Genomic DNA, 17,430 nt, shown 5'->3' with positions numbered 1-17,430 from the left:
CATCAGGACCAGTAGAGCCGCATGGGGTTGTCCACCAGCAGCTTTTTCTGTAGTTCGGGTGTGGGGGCGATCTGCGGGATCACGTCCACGAGTTTGCCGTCGTCAGGTACATGGGATTTCATGTTCGGGTGTGGCCAGTCGGTGCCCCAGAGCACCCGGTCCGGGTAGGTTTCCACCAGCGTGCGGGCGAAAGGCACAACGTCTGAATAGTCCGGCGGGGTCTGGGTCAGGCGTTCCGGGCAGGACACTTTGGTCCATATCCGCTCGTTGTTCTTCATCAGGTCGATGAAGCGCTGGAAATCCGGATGGTCCACGCCTTTGCTGACATCCGGCCGGCCCATGTGGTCGACCACGATGGTGGTGTCCAGTTCGTTCAGGAAGGGCGTCAGTTCTTCGAGGTCGGGGGCTTCGAAGTAAACCACGATGTGCCAGCCCAGCGGGCGGATTTTCTCAGCAATGGAGACGAAGACCTCCCGCGGGGTGGTGTCCACCAGGCGTTTGACAAAGTTGAAGCGCACGGCACGGACACCGGCTTCGTCCATGCGCCGCAGTTCGTCTTCGGTAATGGCCGGGTCAACCACGGCGACACCCCGGGCGCGCTCTCCGGCAGTGTTCAGGGCATCCACCAGGGCTGCGTTATCGGTGCCATGGCAGGACGCCTGAACAATCACGTTGCGTTCGAATCCCAGGTAATCGCGTAGCTCGAACAGCTTTTCCTTGGGCGCATCACAGGGCGTGTACTTGCGTTTTGGGTGATAGGGAAAGCGGTCAGCCGGACCGAACACGTGACAATGGGCATCCACGGCGCCAGCCGGTGCCCGGAATTCGGGCTTGCTGGGGCTTGAGTGGAACGGAAGGTAGTCTGGGTCCATCATCTTTCGGTACCTGTTGTTAATTCTCTTGTGTAAAAACAGTGCCATCAAACAGCTTGCGGGCAGTGCGTAATATTGCCGCAGAGGCCACGTCTCCGGTGTTGTCCACCTCAAGAATGACGCTCATTTCGCCAATGGGATGTTCCACCGAGAGGGTCTTGCGGGCGCCGTCGGGCAGAATCGCTACGGCATGGGCGGGTGAGCCTTCCAGCACTGCAGCGGTGGCGACACTGACCGCGCCCAGTACGCCGATTGAGGCGTGGCAGCGGTGGGGAATAAAGGTTCTTGTGGATAATGCGCCGCCATCATGCGCCGGACTGACCATGGACATCTTGGGCACTGACTTGGCGGACACGTCCCCCAGGTTCATCATCGGGCCGGCCTTCAGGCGAATGGCTTCCAGTTTTTCCCGCAGTGCGGTGTTGGCTTCCAGTTCTTCGCGGGTTTCCGTGCCGGTGATGCCCATGTCCCCGGCGCGCATCACCACCACCGGCATGCCATTGTCGATCAGGGTGACCTCGATGCCGTCAATCACATCCACGGCATTGCCGGTGGGCAGAAGAGCCCCGCAGCTGGAGCCGGCGGTGTCCTCGAAGGTAATGGGAACAGCGGCAGCGCTGCCCGGCACCCCGTCGATGCGGGCCTCGCCCACGTAACTGACCTGTCCGCCGGGCGTGGCGATACGGGCGGTGGCGATCTGCCCGGTATTGCGCATGAAAATACGGACGTCGGTTTCGTCGCTGTCTGCCGGCACCAGCCCGCGCTCAATGGCGAAGGGGCCCACGCCGGCCAGGATGTTGCCGCAGTTCTGGGCGTCGGTGACGATGGCCTGATCTACAAAGACCTGCAGGAACAGGTACTCCACATCGGCGTCGTCCCGGTCCGAGGCGTTGACCACGGCGACCTTGGAGGTCAGTGGGTCGGCGCCGCCCATGCCGTCAATCTGTCGCGGGTCGGGGGAACCCATGACCCGCAACAGGAAGGCGTCCCGCTCGGCGGTGTCCGCAGGCAGGTCAGAGGCCAGGAAATAGCCCCCCTTGGAGGTCCCGCCCCGCATCCACATGCAGCGAACGCCCTCAGACATACTTCAGCCCCTTTTCTTTCAGGCGCGGGCGCATGTCGTAGATATCCAGGCCCAGTTCGCCGTTGGCCAGTCGCACGCGTTTTTCTTCCTCGCGGGCTTCGCGCTGGCGGGACAGTTCCAGTACCTCGGCGGCATGGTCACGGCGGACCACCACCACGCCGTCATCGTCGGCCACGATGACATCGCCCGGGTTGATCAGCGCGTCGGCGCAGACAATGGGCACGTTGACCGAGCCCAGGGTTTCCTTGATGGTGCCTTCGGCGAATACGGCCTTCGACCAGACCGGGAAGTCCATCTGGCGCAGATCACGGGTGTCGCGGACGCCGCCGTCGATGATCAGGCCAACAACGCCCCGGGCCTGGGCCGAGGTGGCCAGCAGGTCGCCGAAGAAGCCGTGATAGGAGGGGGACGTGGGCGCGAACACCAGCATGTCGCCCTCGCGTGCCTGTTCGATGGCCACATGCATCATCCAGTTGTCACCGGCAGCACCGGAGATGGTCAGGGCAGAGCCTGCCACGCATTTGTCCTGCTGGATCGGTCGCATGTAGTGCGCCAGCAGCCCGACCCGGCCCTGGGCCTCGTGGACCGTGGCAACGCCACACTGGGCGAGGCCTTCGATGACGGCCGGATCCACCCGTTCAATATTCTGGACAACCACATTCTCTCTCATGGATCAGACCCCCGATCAGGCCGGTAGTTTCAGACGGCTGAATACCTGGCGAATGTTGTGCTCGAAAATAGCCTGCTTCTGTTCGGCACTCAGCACGGCGTTGTTGTCGATGTACCGTTTGGTGTCATCGAAATAGTGCCCGGTTTCCGGGTCGATGCCGCGCACGGCTCCGATCATTTCCGAGGCAAACAGGATGTTCTTGGTCGGAACGATATCCAGCAGCAGATCAATGCCGCGCTGGTGATACACGCAGGTGTCGAAATAGATGTTGTTCAGTACCCGCTCTTCCAGATCGAAACCACGATCCTGGGCCAGGCCCCGGAAACGGCCCCAGTGATAGGGCACGGCACCACCGCCGTGAGGAATGATGATCTTCAGTTCCGGGAAGTCCTTGAACACATCCGACATCATCAGTTGCTGGAAGCCGGTGGTATCTGCCCCGAGGTAATGGGAACCGGTGGTGTGGAAGCAGTCGTTGCAGGCGGCGCTGACGTGCACCATGGCCGGAATGTCATACTCCACCATCTTCTCGTAGATGGGGTAGAAGGAGCGGTCCGCCAGGGACGAGCCATTCCAGTGACCACCGCTGGGGTCCGGGTTCAGGTTGATCCCGATAAAGCCCATCTGCTCAACCGTGCGGACGATTTCCGGGACCGACTTGGCCGGATCGACGCCCGGTGACTGGGGCAGCTGGGCGACCGGGGCAAAGTTGTTCGGAAACAGGTCGCAGACCCGGCGGATCAGGTCGTTCTGGTGTTCCGTCCAGAACCGGCTGGTGTGCTCATTGCCGATGTGGTGGCCCATCCAGCTGGCCCGCGGGGAAAAGATGGTCAGATCCGTGCCCCTTTCCTGCTGCAGCCGGAGCTGGTTCTGCTCGATGCTCTCGCGGATCTCGCTGTCGCTGATGCTTATCCGGCCCTTGTCGCCGACAAAATCCGGGTCCCTGGCAACGGCTTCTTTCTGTTTTTCTCGGTACTCACCCACCTGTGGCGGTGTGGTGGTGTAGTGACCATGGCAGTCGATAATCATCATTCAGACCTTCAAAAACGGTGACGTCATTAGGGAAACCTGTTGAACCTAGTATTCTTAAGGGTCCCGGGACTGGCTATTTCAATTTAACCGCAATAATATTGATTTTTGAGAATGCACCGAAAAAGCCCCATGCTTTTGGCACCTTTATGCAACGAGTGATTCCCAATCTCAGACACCTCCGGGTTTTCCTTGAGGTTGCCCGCCAGCGCAGCATCAGCAAGGCGGCACCGCTGGTTTTCCTGTCTCAACCCGCGATCACACAGGCAATAGGAAAACTGGAGTCGCTGCTGGAGACCGAGCTGTTTGAGCGCCATTCAAACGGCATGTTCCTGACAACGGCGGGCCGGGTCTGGAACACCCGGGTGCTGCGTTGTATTGATTATCTGGAACGGGGTATACGGCTGGCCCTCAGAGGCAGTGCCGGCCAGCCAGGCGCAACCACGCTTTTACCGTTGCTGACCACCACCCAGCTGCGGGCATTGATTGCGGTCACCGAGAACCACAGCTTCAGCGTGGCCAGCCGGCAACTGGAGCTGTCCCAGTCTTCGTTGCACCGGGCCAGCCGGGAGCTTGAGGAACTGCTGGGGATCGTGCTGTTCGAAAAGGCCCGGTCGTCGATACTGCCCACCCGTGCAGCCGAGCAACTGGCTCGGGCGGCCAAGCTGGCCTTTGGTGAAATTGAACAGGGTTACTACGAGATTCTGGCGCTGCAATCCCGGGAAGTGGGCAAGATCACCATCGGTAGTATGCCGCTGGCCCGGACCTCGATCCTGCCGGATGTCATCAACCGGTTTACCCTGGCGCACCCGGATATCGGGCTGGATGTGGTGGACGCACCCTATAACGATCTGCTGTTCCACCTGCGCAATGGCGATCTGGACCTGTTGATCGGTGCCCTGCGCTTTCCGCCGCCGGCGGACGATATTGTCCAGGAGGAACTGATTTCACCACCGCTGGCGATTGTGGGTCGCAAGGACCACCCGCTGCACCAGGCTAAGTCCCTGACTCTCGAGCAGCTGGTGGATTATGGCTGGGTTGTACCCCGTAAGGGCACGCCTACCCGTACTTTTTTCGACACCCTCTTTACCGACGAGGGATTGCCGACTCCCTTGCGGCTGGTGGAAACCAGTTCGCAAATACTTATCCGTTCCCTGCTTAGTGGCAGTGATCGTCTGACCCTGATTTCCACCCACCAGGTCGAGCAGGAACTGCGACAGAATGTCCTGAGCGTCATTCCCTACGACCTGAGCCATACCCGCCGCCCCATCGGCATCACGGTTCGCCGGGACTGGCACCCCACGCCCACCCAGAAGCATTTTCTGGATCTTCTGAAGGCAGCTGCCTCTCGTTATCAGGCCGGCTGATTCAACCTTCCTTTGCAAAAATTGAATACCCAGAGAAGTTAATCAATTACTCTGCGCCCGGGCTGAGTGATAGATTTTGGTACAAAAGTGACGTGCCGGATGGGCACTTCGATGTATCTGGCAAGCCAAACCAACGGATTCAAGAATCAGGAGACTATGGCATGAGACTGTGTGTAGCTGGCGCCTCGGGCGCATTTGGCATGAAGCATATGGACGCCATCGCCGCCATTGAGGGCGCGACCGTGACCTCGGTTGTCGGCACCAAAAGTGATGTTATCCGTGAGTTCGCCGAAGAGCGGGGCGTACCCCATTACACCACCGATCTGGCGGAATCCCTGGCCCGGGATGACGTGGATGGCGTCATTCTGGCGACCCCGACCCAGATGCACGCGGCCCAGGCAATCCAGTGTCTGGAAGCCGGCAAGCACGTGATGGTCGAGATTCCCATGGCGGACAACATCGACGATGCCCGCAAGCTGGTCGAGGTCCAGAAAAAGACCGGCCTGGTGGCCATGGCCGGCCACACCCGCCGGTTCAACCCGAGCCACCAGTGGATCCATAACAAGATCCAGGCCGGTGAGCTGAAGGTTCAGCAGATGGACGTGCAGACCTACTTCTTCCGTCGTACCAACACCAACGCCAAGGGCCAGCCGCGCTCCTGGACCGACCACCTGCTGTGGCACCACGCCTGCCATACAGTGGATCTGTTCCAGTACCAGACCGGCGAAACCGCCGACAAGGTGCAGGCGCTGGAAGGGCCGCACCATCCGGATCTGGGCATTGCCATGGACATGAGCATTGGCATGAAAGTCCCCAACGGTGCCCTCTGCACCCTGTCCCTGTCGTTCAACAACGACGGGCCTTTCGGCACTTTCTTCCGGTATATCTGCGACAACGGCACCTACATCGCCCGTTATGACGACCTGGTCGACGGTAACGAGAATCCGGTGGATCTGTCCGGCGTTGCGGTGTCCAACAACGGCATCGAACTGCAGGACCGCGAGTTTATCGCTGCGGTTGAGGCTGGCCGCGAACCGAACGCCAGCGTGGCCCAGTGCCTGCCGGCGATGGAAACTCTCAATCGCCTGGAGCAGTGCCTGCAGGACTGAAACCCGTGGGTGGCTTGGCCACCCCGGCGGATACCGGATCGAAACGGAGACCCCAAATGAGCACCATGCTGAACAAGCATTTTGATCAGCCTGTCATCGGACTGGGCTGCATGAATCTGTCCCACGCCTACGGCACACCGCTGTCCGAGGACGAGGCGGTCCGTGCACTGCACGAGGCGTTTGACATGGGGTACCGCCATTTCGATACCGCCACACTCTACGGCGGCGGCAAGAACGAGGCCGTGGTTGGCCGGGCCATTAAGGACTATCGCCAGTCCCTGTTTCTGGCCAGCAAATGCGGCATGGCCATTGGCCGGGACAGCGGCGTCAAGGAAATTGATGGTCGCCCCGAGACCCTGCGGGCCCAGTGTGAAGAGAGCCTGGGCCGGCTCAATACCGACCACATTGATCTGTATTACCTGCACCGGCTGGACCCCAAGGTTCCGGTTGAGGAAAGCGTGGATGCACTGGCGGACCTGGTCCAGGAAGGCAAGATCGGCGCGATCGGGCTGTCTGAAGTATCGGCTGACACCCTGCGCCGGGCCCAGGCGGTGCACCCGATTGCGGCGGTCCAGACCGAGTATTCCCTGTGGTCCCGTAATGCCGAGATTGCCGTGCTGGACGCCTGTCGCACCAGCGGCACCCGGTTTGTCGCCTTCAGCCCCCTGGCGCGCGGCTTTCTGACCAACGGGCTGCGGGATGTCGATAACCTGGTGGACAAGGACATCCGCAACAACATGCCCCGCTTCCACAAGGACAACTACCGGAAAAATCTGGCGTTGCTGGATGACTACGTCGCCATCGCCGAGGAGGCCGGCTGCACACCGGCGCAACTGGCGCTGGCGTGGATCCGCTCGAAAGGGGATTTCATCGTCCCGATTCCCGGTACCCGTTCCGTTGACCACATGAAGGAAAACCTGGCAGCCGGTTCTGTCCGATTGTCCGACGATATCGTTAACCGGCTCGATGCCCTGATCAATCAGGACACGGTGGCCGGGCCGCGCTACAGCGCAAAACAGCAGACGGAGATAGACACTGAGGAGTTTGCCTGACAGGACTTTTCAGAGCTGGCTCCGGGTTTCGGGGCGCTCTCAGTGACACAACCACAAAAAAACCCGAGAGGTCGATCACAATGAAAACAAAACTGACAAAATCGCTTGTTGCCGCAACGGCGGCCATGGCGTTGGCATCGTCGGTCCAGGCGGCGGATTATACTTTGCGCTTTGCGCATTTCTGGCCGTCCGTCTCGCCCATCCACAAGGAAGTCTTCCAGAAGTGGGCCGATCAGGTGGAGGCGGATTCCGATGGCCGCATCGAAGTGGAAATCTATCCGGGTAGCACGCTTTCCAAGCCGCCGGCCCAGTACGAAGCCGTGATCAACCGCATTGCCGATGTCACGGCCACGGTGCAGGGGTATACCGCCAACCGTTTCCCGTTGACCCAGATCGTGGAGCTGCCGGGCATCGTCAAGAGTGCCGAGCAGGGCTCCTGTGTGATTCAGGGCCTGTATGACGAAGGTCTGACCACAGCGGAATATGACGAAACCCACCCGGTGTTCCTGTTCACCCACGGTCAGGGTCACCTGCACACCACGGATGCCGAAATCCGCAAGCCGTCCGATCTGGAAGGCCTGCGCATTCGCCGGCCGACCCAGGTGGTGGCATCGCTGCTCGAACGGCTGGGTGCGGCCCCGGTCGGTATGCCGGCTCCGGAATCCTATCAGTCCATGCAGCGCGGTGTGATCGACGGCGTGGCTCTGCCCTGGGAAGGCGTGCATTCCTTCCGCATCAACGAGCTGGCCAACAACCATACGGAAATCGGCCTGTACAGCCTGTCGTTCGTGGTCACCATGAACAAGCAGGTCTACAACAGCATGCCTGAGGACCTGCAGCAGGTGATTGATGACAACTCCGGGATGGCCATGGCCACCGCCGCCGGTGAGATGTTCGATGAAGTCGACGCCATGGGCCGCCAGGATGCGGTGGACGCCGGTCACAATATTATCACCCTGGAAAACGCAACGGAAAACGAGGCGTGGAAGCCCGTTCTGGATGCCACCATCGAAGGCTATCTGCAGGACCTCGAAGACAAAGGAATGCCGGCGCGCAAGGTGTATCAGCGTGCTGTCGAGCTCTCTGAGCAGTGCCAGCAACAGTCCTAACGGTTGCCAGAGGCTCAGGAGCTGTCATGTCTCGATTTGCGAGCATAGTCGACGCCATCAGCCGGGTAATGTTGCTGGTCAGTGGCTTCATGATTACGGCAATGATGCTGGTGGTACTGGCTGAGGTGTCGACCCGCGCACTTTTCGGGCTGACCGATGGCAGTCTCGATCTCACCTTCAATGGTGGGATCGAGATCGCCCGTTTCGCCCTGTTATTCGCCATTCTTTATGCCCTGCCCTGTAACGTTGACCGCTCCCAGGTGGTGGTGGACCTGTTCACCAATACCCTGTCCGACCGTTCGATAGCCGTGCTGCAGAGTATCTGTTTCATCGGCTACGGATTGCTGGCGCTGGCTATGAGCTACCGCTTCTGGGGCTCCGTGGGCCATTCCTATGGCAGTGGCGAAACCACACAGGACCTGAACATCCCGATGTTCTATATCTACGCCGCAACACTGGTGGGGACCGGCATGCTGTGCCTGCGCTCCGGGCTCGTGGCGGTTCGTCGAATCCGTGAAGCAATAGGGATCACATCATGAGTTCCGCCGCCATTGGTTTCAGCTGTATTGGCCTGATGCTCGTGTTGATGGCCATCCGTATCCCCATCGCCCTGGCCATGGCCACCTCCGGGTTTGTCGGGTTTTCCCTGATTGTTGCCTTTGACCCGGCGCTGGCGATTCTGGAAAACGGACCCTTTGAGGTTCTGACCAACTACAATTTCACGCCCATCCCCATGTTTATCCTGATGGGGATACTGGCGTCCAAGTCGAAAATGTCCGATCAGCTGTTCGGCGGGGCACGGACCCTGTTCGGCTCCTGGCCTGCGGGCATTTCCCTGGCATCGCTGCTGTCGTGCGGGATTTTCTCGGCCATTTCCGGTTCGTCGGTGGCCACGGCGGCCAGCATGTCCCGGGTGGCGCTGCCGGAAATGCGCAAGCACGGCTATGCCGCCTCACTGGCCACCGGCACACTCGCCGCCGGCGGCACCCTGGGTATCATCATTCCACCGTCCATCGCCCTGCTGCTCTATGCCCTGATTACCGAGCAGTCCGTGGGGGACATGTTCATGGCGGGGCTGCTGCCCGGCATCCTCGGGCTGGTCCTCTATGCCCTGGCGGTGGTGATCCAGGTGAAGCTCAAACCCGGCCTGGCCACCCCCGGCGAGCCCACGACCCTCCGGGAGAAACTGGTGGGGCTGAAGGGGCTGCTGCCATTCACCGGCGTGTTCGTGGTCATCATCGGCGGTATCTACATGGGCATCTTCACGCCCACAGAAGCGGCCGCCGTGGGCGCCTTCTGTACCCTGATGATTGCGGTCAAACGGGGCATGCGCCTGGAGGGCTTTGTGGCCGCGCTCAAGGAAACCCTGATTACCTCCTCCATGATCTTTTTCATGATCATCGGGGCCGAGATCTTCGGTTTCTTCCTGAGTGTGTCGCGGATTTCCTTCGAGCTGGTGGATTTCGTCAACTCGCTGGACCTGTCGCCCTACATGATTCTGTTTTCGGTGCTTGTGCTGTTCATGTTGCTGGGCTGTGTCATGGACAGTATTGCCATGCTGCTGCTGACGGTACCGGTGGTGTTTCCGCTGATTCAGGCTGCCGGCTTTGATCCGGTCTGGTTCGGCGTGGTGGCGGTCATCACTGTGGAGCTGGGGATGATCACACCGCCGGTGGGCATGAACGTGTTTGTGATCAAGGCGTTCACCCACGATATTTCCATCGGCACCATCTTCCGGGGTGTATTCCCGTTCGTGCTCTCGGACCTGGTGCGTCTGGCGCTGATCATCGCCTTCCCGGTGCTGACGCTGGGGCTGCTCTGACATGAACGCCGGGGCCGGGATTTCCACCTACGCCCTGTACCGGGAAGAACCCTCGGTCAGCGACCCGGAGTTCTTCCATATCGAGGACATCAAGTCCCGGGCGCGGCTGTTCAACTGGAGCATCAGTGTCCATTCCCACCCTCGGATGTACCAGTTGGTGTACGTCCGCAGTGGCAGGGTCCGGGCCCGGGTCGATGGCCGGGAGTACGACACCGAAGGACCTTGCCTGTTTACTATTCCGTCTTCGGTGGTGCACGGCTTCGAGTTTGAGCGGGACACCACCCTCGGTTATGTCATTACCCTGTCCCGGGTGCTGCTGGCGGACGATCAGTTCCGTGGCGGCTCCGATGTGCCCGAGGAACTACGCAATGGCGCCCAACTGATTCATCTGCAGGGACGGGAATCGGAGCAGCAGTTCATCGATCAGACCATGCAGCAACTGGTGAATGAATACCGGAACAACGAACCGGGCAAGCAGAAGCTGTTTGAGCACCTGCTGTTCTCCCTGCTGATCAAGCTTGGCCGGTATCTGGAGGTGCCTGGTGACCCGCGCTCCCAGGATCACTACGGGAAGCGGTATCAGCAACTGTGCGAACTGATCGAAAAGTACTATCGGGACCACCGTCCCTGTCAGTACTACGCCGATGCCCTGTGCACCACACCGATCGGTCTTAACCGGGCCTGCAAGGCGGTCTCGGGCAAGAGTGTCGGCGACCTGATCCAGGACCGGCTCGCCCTGGAGGCACAGCGCATGCTGATCTACTCGTCGGCCCCGGTGTCACTGATCGCCTACGAACTGGGTTTCAGCGATCCGGCTTACTTCTCCCGGTTCTTCAAGCGCCGGGTCGGGGCGTCGCCCTCCACCTTCCGGGACCACCGGGAAAACCACTGACATGGCTCAGGTGCTCACCATCACCGGGCCGATCTTCCTGCTGATCGGCATCGGCTATCTGGCGGTCCGGAGCGGGCTGATCCAGCAGAGCGCGCTGCCGGGTATGGGCCGTTTTGTGCTGCACCTGGCGCTGCCGGCCCTGATCTTCACCACCATTTCCCGGCTGGAGTTCCAGGCCATTGTCGAACCGGCGTACCTGCTGGTTTACGGCGTGGCGTCGGTGGTGACACTGGCCCTCGGTATCGTTTTCAGCCGTTTCATTCGTGGCCAGAGCCTCGCCGCCAGTGGCGTCATGGGGCTGGGCATGTCGATGTCGAACAGTGCCTTCATCGGCTATCCGGTGCTGCTGCAGGTCTTTCAGGACCCGCCGGCCCAGGCGTTTGCCATGTCCCTGATGATCGAAAACATACTGGTGATGCCGCTGGCGCTGGCCATCATCGAGTATGGCAGCAGTGAAGGCGGTGCCGGGCCGTCGTTTGGCGAACGAATGCAGGCTGTGGCTGGTCGATTGGTCAGAAACCCTTTATTACTGGCCATTGCTGCCGGTATGCTGGTGTCCCTGTTGGACCCACCGATGCCGGCCGGCGTGCTCAGGACCCTGGACATGCTGGCCGGTGCTTCGGTTTCCGTGGCCCTCTTCACTATTGGCGGGACGCTGGTGGGTAACCCGATCCGCAGTGATCTCGGCAGTATCGCCCCCGTTCTTGCCGGGAAACTGCTGATACATCCCCTTCTGGTTTTTGTTCTTCTGATGCTGGCCCCCGGACTCTCCGGGCAGCTCCGGCTGTCGATGATCCTGCTGGCGGCCATGCCCATGCTCAGTGTGTTTCCCATCATCGGTGGTCACTACGGGCTTGGCAGGCTGTGCGCCAGCACCCTGCTGTTGACCACCGTGCTCTCCTTTGCCTCCCTCTCGGCCCTGATCGCCTTACTGACTTGACAGAGCGTCCGCTGGCGTCGGCTCAAAGTGTCGAAAAAGTACAACTGAGCGTTTTGATTTTCCATTCATGGAAGGGCGGCGATCATCAATCATGACTACCTGAACAGACCCACTAACAAGACAATAACAGGATCACTATGAAAACCATTCAGACTCAGGTAGCCATCATCGGGGCGGGTCCGTCCGGCCTGCTTCTGGGCCAGCTTCTGGCCCGAAAGGGCATCAGTAACATCATTCTGGAACGGGTGACCGGCGATTACGTGCTCGGCCGAATCCGTGCCGGCATTCTGGAACAGGGTTTTGCTGATCTGGTCCGTGAGGCCGGTGTCAGCGAACGCATGGACGCCGAGGGCCATGTGCACGAAGGCGTCGAACTGGCAATCAATGGCAAACGTACCCGCATCGATCTCAAGGGCCTCACCGGGGGTGATGAAGTGGTCTGCTATGGCCAGGTTGAGATCACCCGAGACCTGATGGACGCCCGCCGTGAAGCCGGCCTGGAGACCTATTACGAGGCCTCCGGCGTGCAGCCCCATGACGTGAAGAGCGACCAGCCGTACCTGACCTTTGACCATGGCGGCGAGTCCTACCGGCTGGACTGCGATTTCATCGCGGGCTGCGACGGCTTCCATGGTGTGTCCCGCCAGACCATCCCGGAAGACATCCGCACCGAGTATGAGCGGGTCTATCCCTTTGGCTGGCTGGGCCTGATGGCGGACACACCGCCCTGTCATGAAGAGCTGATCTACGCCAAGAGCGAGCGGGGATTTGCCCTGGCCAGCCAGCGCTCACCGACCCGCTCCCGCTACTATCTGCAGGTGCCCCTTACCGACAAGGTGGAGGACTGGAGCGATGAGGCGTTCTGGGAGGAACTGAAAAAACGGCTGCCAGCGGAGATCGCCGACAAGGTGGTGACCGGCCCGAGCATCGAGAAAAGCATTGCGCCGCTGCGCTCCTTCGTGTGTGAGCCCATGCAGTACGGCAACCTGTTCCTGGTGGGGGACGCCGCCCACATCGTCCCGCCCACTGGCGCCAAGGGCCTGAACCTCGCAGCTTCTGATGTGGCCGCCCTGTACCGGATCCTGACCCGCGTCTATGACACCGGCGACCGGCGCTACATCGAGCAGTATTCGGAGATCGCGCTGCGCCGGGTCTGGCACGGCGAACGCTTTAGCTGGTGGATGACCAACATGCTGCATAACTTCGATCAGGAAGTCAGCAACAACGGCCTGGACGGGCAGATGTTCGAGCGCTTCATGAAATCGGAGGCGGACTACTTCCTGAATTCCGAGAACGGCCGCCGGGTCATCGCCGAACAGTATGTCGGTCTGCCTTACGAGGAAGTAAAGGAATACTGAACCTGCCGGCCATTGCCGGGCAGAGAAAAAGGGCCACCTGCGGGTGGCCCTTTTTTTCAGGCTTCGGTGAGTACCTGGCTGAAGAAGCCGACCAGGCCATCGTAATCATCCAGCGGCAGGACTTCGGCCACGTACTGGTCCGGGCGGACCAACACCATGCAGCCCTTGTCCCTGTCGATCCCGCGCATGTCGTAGATGTTCTGGCCGCCACCGGACGAGGCCGGCCGGTTGTCGACACAGAACACCTTCTCATGGTCGTGCAGCCCGTATTTCCCTTTCGCCGGCGTCAGTACCGGGTGCAGGGTATCGGTCTCGACCTCCTGGTGATGGGGCTGGAAGATGGCCCGGACATCAATCACCGAGTCCGGGTCGGCATCGGCCGGGGTATAACGTTTCAGGGGCGAGCGGGCATCACTGGCCAGGAACTCGCACAGGGCCTTGACCCCGCAGCTATCGGACATGGGCTCGGCACTGCCGGCGAAAGCGTACAGCCGGTAGGCGCCGTCCGCCAGGTGGCAGTGCCCCAGTTGCACCGGTTTGGCATCGGCAAGCCGGACCACCGGTGCGGAATGGAAGCGCTTGCCGACGGTCAGGCCGGATGCCAGCGCCTGATGTTTGCCATCGCTGACCACAATGCTGGGTCGATACTGGATGGACACCCCGGCGGTGTATTCCCCGAACAGCTGGAAATAGCGCTGGAATTCTTCCGGATCGACCCCGTCCGGATAGTCCGGGGATTTCGGCTTGGCGCTGAACATGCGTGAGAATTCCCGATCGAAATCGATCAGGGCCTGGCCATACTCCCGACGTTCGGCCGAGTAGGTCTCCAGCAGGCTCTCATCGGCCCGGCCGGTGAGCACGTGGGCCAGTTTCCAGCCCAGGTTCCAGGTGTCCATCACCGAGGTGTTCAGGCCCTGGCCGGCTTTCGGGCTGTGGGTATGGCAGGCGTCCCCGGCCAGGAATACCCGGGCGGCACGGCCCACTTCGGAGTCGTCGAACGCGGTGGTGATGCGCTGGCCGATCTCGTAAACGCTCCACCAGGCCACTTCCTTCACGTCGAGGGTGTACGGCTGCATGATCCGGTTGGCGGCAGCAATCAGCACTTCCGGGGTCATCTGGTCCCGGGCCACCCGTTCGTTTTCCTTGAGTTTGTCCAACTCGATGTACAGACGCACCATGTAACCGCCCTCACGGGGGATGATCAGCATGTTGCCTTCGTTATTCGAGTGGATCAGGGACTTCAGACGAATGTCCGGGAAATCGGTGTTCAGAAGCACGTCCATCACGCCCCAGGCCTGGTTCAGGGCATCACCCACCAGCTCCTTGCCAATGGCGGTTCGGACGCTTGAGCGTGCGCCGTCACAGCCGACCACGTATTTGGCCCGGACGGTCTCGATCACCTGGCTGTACTGGGAGAAGTTCACCAGCCGCTCGATTTTCGCGGTGACCGGGTACTCGCCGGCTTCCGGGTCCACGTCCAGATCCAGCAGTTTGCGCTGGTAGTGGGGTTCAAGCTTGCCCGGGTTCTGGCGCATCACATCCAGGAACATGTCGTGCACCCGGGCCTGGTTGATAATCAGGTGGGGCATTTCCGAAAGATCGTCGGCGACATCCTGAACCTTGCTGCTGCGGGCAATCTGGTTCGGCTTGTCGGCATCCGGTTTCCAGAAGGCGGCCTCGTTGACCTGATAGGCCTCCTGGATGATCTGGTCGGCGAACCCGTAGGCCTGGAACATTTCCATGGTCCGGCAGGCTATGCCGTCGGCCTGGCCGACCAGCAGCCGATCGTCTTTCTGATCGACAATGGCTACGCGGAGGCCGTCGAATTTGGTCAGTTGTGCCGCGAGATTCAGGCCGGCGGGGCCGCATCCCACAATCAGCACATCCACAGTGTCCGGCAGGGGCCGTTTCAGGGGTGGCGGAACCACACGGTCCTGGGGATCGGAAAAACGGGGGTCGCCCGGATGAAAACCATCAACATGAAACTGCATCGGAGAAACTCCTACAATTTATTGTTTTATTGAAAAAGGCGGCTTAGGGCCGATCTTTACTTTAAAGAAAGCCAGATATCAGGAAAAATAGAGTTTTATCCACAGACTAAAAGAATATGAATAATGAACCCCAACCTCTTGAAGCAGTTGGCCATTGTGGTGAACCAGGGCTCGCTTACCCGGGCCTGTGAGCAGTTGCACGTCAGCCAGCCGACCCTGACCCGGAGCATCAAACAGCTTGAGATGAAGGTAGGTGGCGCGGTGCTGACCCGCACCCGGCACGGGGTGGTGCCCACGGAGATCGGTGCGCGCCTGGCCCGTCTCGGCGAACGGATTCTGGCCGATGCCGACCATGGCGACGAGATGATCCGGCAGTGGCACAGTGGCTATCGCAACGAATTCAGCATCGGCATTGATCCGCTCTGGGAATTCGCCACCGTGGACCGGATGACGGAAGCGTTTCTGGAAGAGAGCCGGGTGGTGTTTCACCTGCGGACCGGTTCCGCCGCCACCCAGATTGAGCTGCTCAGAAGCGGCAAACTGGATTTCCTGATCGCTCCGGCGCACCTGTCGGTGTCCCAGAAATTCCTGAAAAGGGAACTCCTGTTCCGGGACCGGGCCGGCATATTTGCCGGCAGGCAGTCACCACTGGTTGGCGCGAGGCAACCGGTCAGCCGGGACCAGGTCGCCAACCGACAGTGGGTGGTCGCCGGTGCCCACGCCGGCTTCCTGGATCGCCAGGACGATCTGATGGGCAGCCGGGCGGCAAGGGTGGCACTGACTGGCAGCATACGGTCGCTGCTGCACCTGCTGAAAACCACGGACATGCTGGTGTGCCTGCCGGCGCGGCTGGCCCTGATGACCGGGGAAGTCTCGCCGCGCCAGCTGCTGGCGGTGGAAGGGTATGAGGGCACACGCCGGGACATTGCGCTCTGGTCCCATGAAGAGCAGGGCGAACGCCCGGACCGGCTGATGGTGGAAGAACTGATCCGCGGGGCGATCACGGGCATGGATCAGAGCGCTGATACCTACGGTCTGGACCTGTAACAGGCTCCCCAAAGGTGCGAGCTCGCCCGGTCATGCACCGTCAGGGTGCGTTGTGGCGGTGCCGTTGTCTGCCCCGGGCGCCGTCAATCACCGGGAAAACAACGGAGAATCAGATCGTTGGCATATATGGCACAGGCCTTGAATTTATTACGGTACGCAGCGAGACGTCGGTTCTGTAACCACTATCAAAGCGCGACAATCTGACAAATGGTCAACTAGGGTTCCGGCCTGCTCTGCAGGCGACTGGTCCGAGAGTTGACGGCCTTTTCCAAGGCTACACGGCGGGACAAAAGCCCGGGAGGATCGTTCAGTTACTGACGCCTCTCGTTTTTTTAAACGCCAAGCCAGCGAGGAAAAGGCCATGCTTGATACAGCCACGCCCCTCTACGACGATCTGATTCCCGGCGGATCCCACTGGTCCTTCATCATGCGCCGCGGCCATGTCCTGCGCCTGATTGACGAGACCGGCCACGCCAATGTCGGCATGTTGATGTACAACCCCGAGAACCCTCTCGAACGCTACAACATGCCGGATACCCTGAAAAACCAGCACACCTTCAAGCTCACCCGGGGCCATGTTCTGCTGTCCGACATGGGCCGTGTGTTCGCCTCCATCATCCGCGATGACCTGGGCTGGCATGATACCGTCAGCGGCACCTGCAACGCCGATCTGGTGGAGCAGCGCTGGGGCCGCAAGACCTATCAGGAAGCCCATAATCACTACCATCGCAACGGTTTTAACAGCTTTCTCAACGAACTGGCCAAGTATGGCCTGGGCAAGAAAGACCTGACCGCCAACCTGAACTGGTTCAGTCGGGTGAAAACCGATGACGACGGCAACATGAGTTATGTCAGTGACCACTCCCATGCCGGTGCCACTGTCGATCTGCGCTTCGAGATGGACACCATTGTGGTGCTGCATACCTGCCCGCACCCACTGGACCCGTCCGCCGACTACCCGAGCCATCCCCTGCGGTATCAGCTCTTCAGGGCCGCACCGGTGACCGATGCCGACCCCTGCAAGATCTCGTCGCCGGAGGCCACCCGGGCCTTCGCCAATACCGCCCTGTACCACCTGATGCAGTAAT

At 60.6% G+C, this 17,430-nt stretch carries 16 protein-coding genes and 1 riboswitch; of the genes, 11 read left to right on the top strand and 5 right to left on the bottom strand.

All coding sequences use genetic code 11. The features are described from left to right. Positions 1-2 precede the first annotated feature (2 nt). The 4 genes from HNR38_RS11095 to HNR38_RS11080 are packed head-to-tail and all read right to left on the bottom strand — an operon-like array spanning position 3 to position 3,658. On the bottom strand, positions 3-875 hold the full coding sequence (locus HNR38_RS11095) for an amidohydrolase family protein (RefSeq protein ID WP_246362639.1): 873 nt from the start codon (positions 873-875) through the stop codon (positions 3-5). A 16-nt stretch (positions 876-891) separates the two neighbouring features. Beyond that, positions 892-1,956, bottom strand: a complete 1,065-nt coding sequence (locus tag HNR38_RS11090) for a 4-oxalomesaconate tautomerase (protein ID WP_183703937.1) — start codon at positions 1,954-1,956, stop codon at positions 892-894. Next, positions 1,949-2,626 (bottom strand): 4-carboxy-4-hydroxy-2-oxoadipate aldolase/oxaloacetate decarboxylase, encoded by a 678-nt coding sequence (locus HNR38_RS11085; protein ID WP_183703934.1) that lies wholly within the window; start codon positions 2,624-2,626, stop codon positions 1,949-1,951. The genes HNR38_RS11090 and HNR38_RS11085 overlap by 8 nt, the downstream gene beginning before the upstream one ends. A 15-nt stretch (positions 2,627-2,641) precedes the next feature. Then, on the bottom strand, positions 2,642-3,658 hold the full coding sequence (locus HNR38_RS11080; protein ID WP_246362637.1) for an amidohydrolase family protein: 1,017 nt from the start codon (positions 3,656-3,658) through the stop codon (positions 2,642-2,644). 146 nt (positions 3,659-3,804) lie between these two features. Between HNR38_RS11080 and HNR38_RS11075 the strand changes: the two genes are divergently transcribed. The 9 genes from HNR38_RS11075 (at position 3,805) to pobA (ending at position 13,304) form a co-directional block, all read left to right on the top strand. After that, positions 3,805-5,022, top strand: coding sequence for a LysR family transcriptional regulator (locus tag HNR38_RS11075; RefSeq protein WP_183703931.1), 1,218 nt, complete (start codon positions 3,805-3,807; stop codon positions 5,020-5,022). 161 nt (positions 5,023-5,183) lie between these two features. Then, positions 5,184-6,131 (top strand): Gfo/Idh/MocA family oxidoreductase, encoded by a 948-nt coding sequence (locus HNR38_RS11070; protein ID WP_183703928.1) that lies wholly within the window; start codon positions 5,184-5,186, stop codon positions 6,129-6,131. Positions 6,132-6,187: 56 nt separating this feature from the next. Further along, positions 6,188-7,183, top strand: coding sequence for an aldo/keto reductase (locus tag HNR38_RS11065; protein ID WP_246362635.1), 996 nt, complete (start codon positions 6,188-6,190; stop codon positions 7,181-7,183). A gap of 80 nt (positions 7,184-7,263) precedes the next feature. Next, entirely contained in the window at positions 7,264-8,292 is a 1,029-nt protein-coding gene (locus HNR38_RS11060) for a TRAP transporter substrate-binding protein (RefSeq protein ID WP_183703925.1), read from the top strand. 26 nt (positions 8,293-8,318) lie between these two features. Then, entirely contained in the window at positions 8,319-8,831 is a 513-nt protein-coding gene (locus tag HNR38_RS11055) for a TRAP transporter small permease (RefSeq protein WP_183703921.1), read from the top strand. Beyond that, entirely contained in the window at positions 8,828-10,114 is a 1,287-nt protein-coding gene (locus HNR38_RS11050) for a TRAP transporter large permease (RefSeq protein ID WP_183703919.1), read from the top strand. The genes HNR38_RS11055 and HNR38_RS11050 overlap by 4 nt, the downstream gene beginning before the upstream one ends. 1 nt (position 10,115) lies before the next feature. Beyond that, the gene (locus tag HNR38_RS11045; RefSeq protein WP_183703916.1) at positions 10,116-11,006 is read left to right on the top strand and encodes a helix-turn-helix domain-containing protein; all 891 of its coding nucleotides are present in this window, start codon (positions 10,116-10,118) and stop codon (positions 11,004-11,006) included. Position 11,007: 1 nt separating this feature from the next. After that, positions 11,008-11,946, top strand: coding sequence for an AEC family transporter (locus tag HNR38_RS11040; RefSeq protein WP_183703913.1), 939 nt, complete (start codon positions 11,008-11,010; stop codon positions 11,944-11,946). Between the two features lie 137 nt (positions 11,947-12,083). Next, positions 12,084-13,304: a 4-hydroxybenzoate 3-monooxygenase gene (gene pobA / locus HNR38_RS11035; protein ID WP_183703910.1), complete on the top strand. Its 1,221-nt coding sequence runs from the start codon at positions 12,084-12,086 to the stop codon at positions 13,302-13,304. Positions 13,305-13,360: 56 nt separating this feature from the next. On the opposite strand, the gene HNR38_RS11030 is transcribed toward pobA, so the two are convergent. Further along, positions 13,361-15,295, bottom strand: coding sequence for an FAD-dependent monooxygenase (locus tag HNR38_RS11030; RefSeq protein WP_183703907.1), 1,935 nt, complete (start codon positions 15,293-15,295; stop codon positions 13,361-13,363). A 123-nt stretch (positions 15,296-15,418) separates the two neighbouring features. Between HNR38_RS11030 and HNR38_RS11025 the strand changes: the two genes are divergently transcribed. Beyond that, the gene (locus HNR38_RS11025; protein WP_183703904.1) at positions 15,419-16,342 is read left to right on the top strand and encodes a LysR family transcriptional regulator; all 924 of its coding nucleotides are present in this window, start codon (positions 15,419-15,421) and stop codon (positions 16,340-16,342) included. Positions 16,343-16,546: 204 nt separating this feature from the next. Then, a riboswitch (guanidine-I (ykkC/yxkD leader) is annotated at positions 16,547-16,645 on the top strand. A gap of 58 nt (positions 16,646-16,703) precedes the next feature. Then, positions 16,704-17,429 (top strand): urea amidolyase associated protein UAAP1, encoded by a 726-nt coding sequence (locus HNR38_RS11020; protein ID WP_183703902.1) that lies wholly within the window; start codon positions 16,704-16,706, stop codon positions 17,427-17,429. Position 17,430: the final 1 nt, after the last annotated feature.

The organism is Marinobacter oulmenensis (assembly GCF_014201735.1).
Classification (GTDB): domain Bacteria; phylum Pseudomonadota; class Gammaproteobacteria; order Pseudomonadales; family Oleiphilaceae; genus Marinobacter; species Marinobacter oulmenensis.
This window is presented reverse-complemented; position numbering and strand designations above follow the sequence as displayed.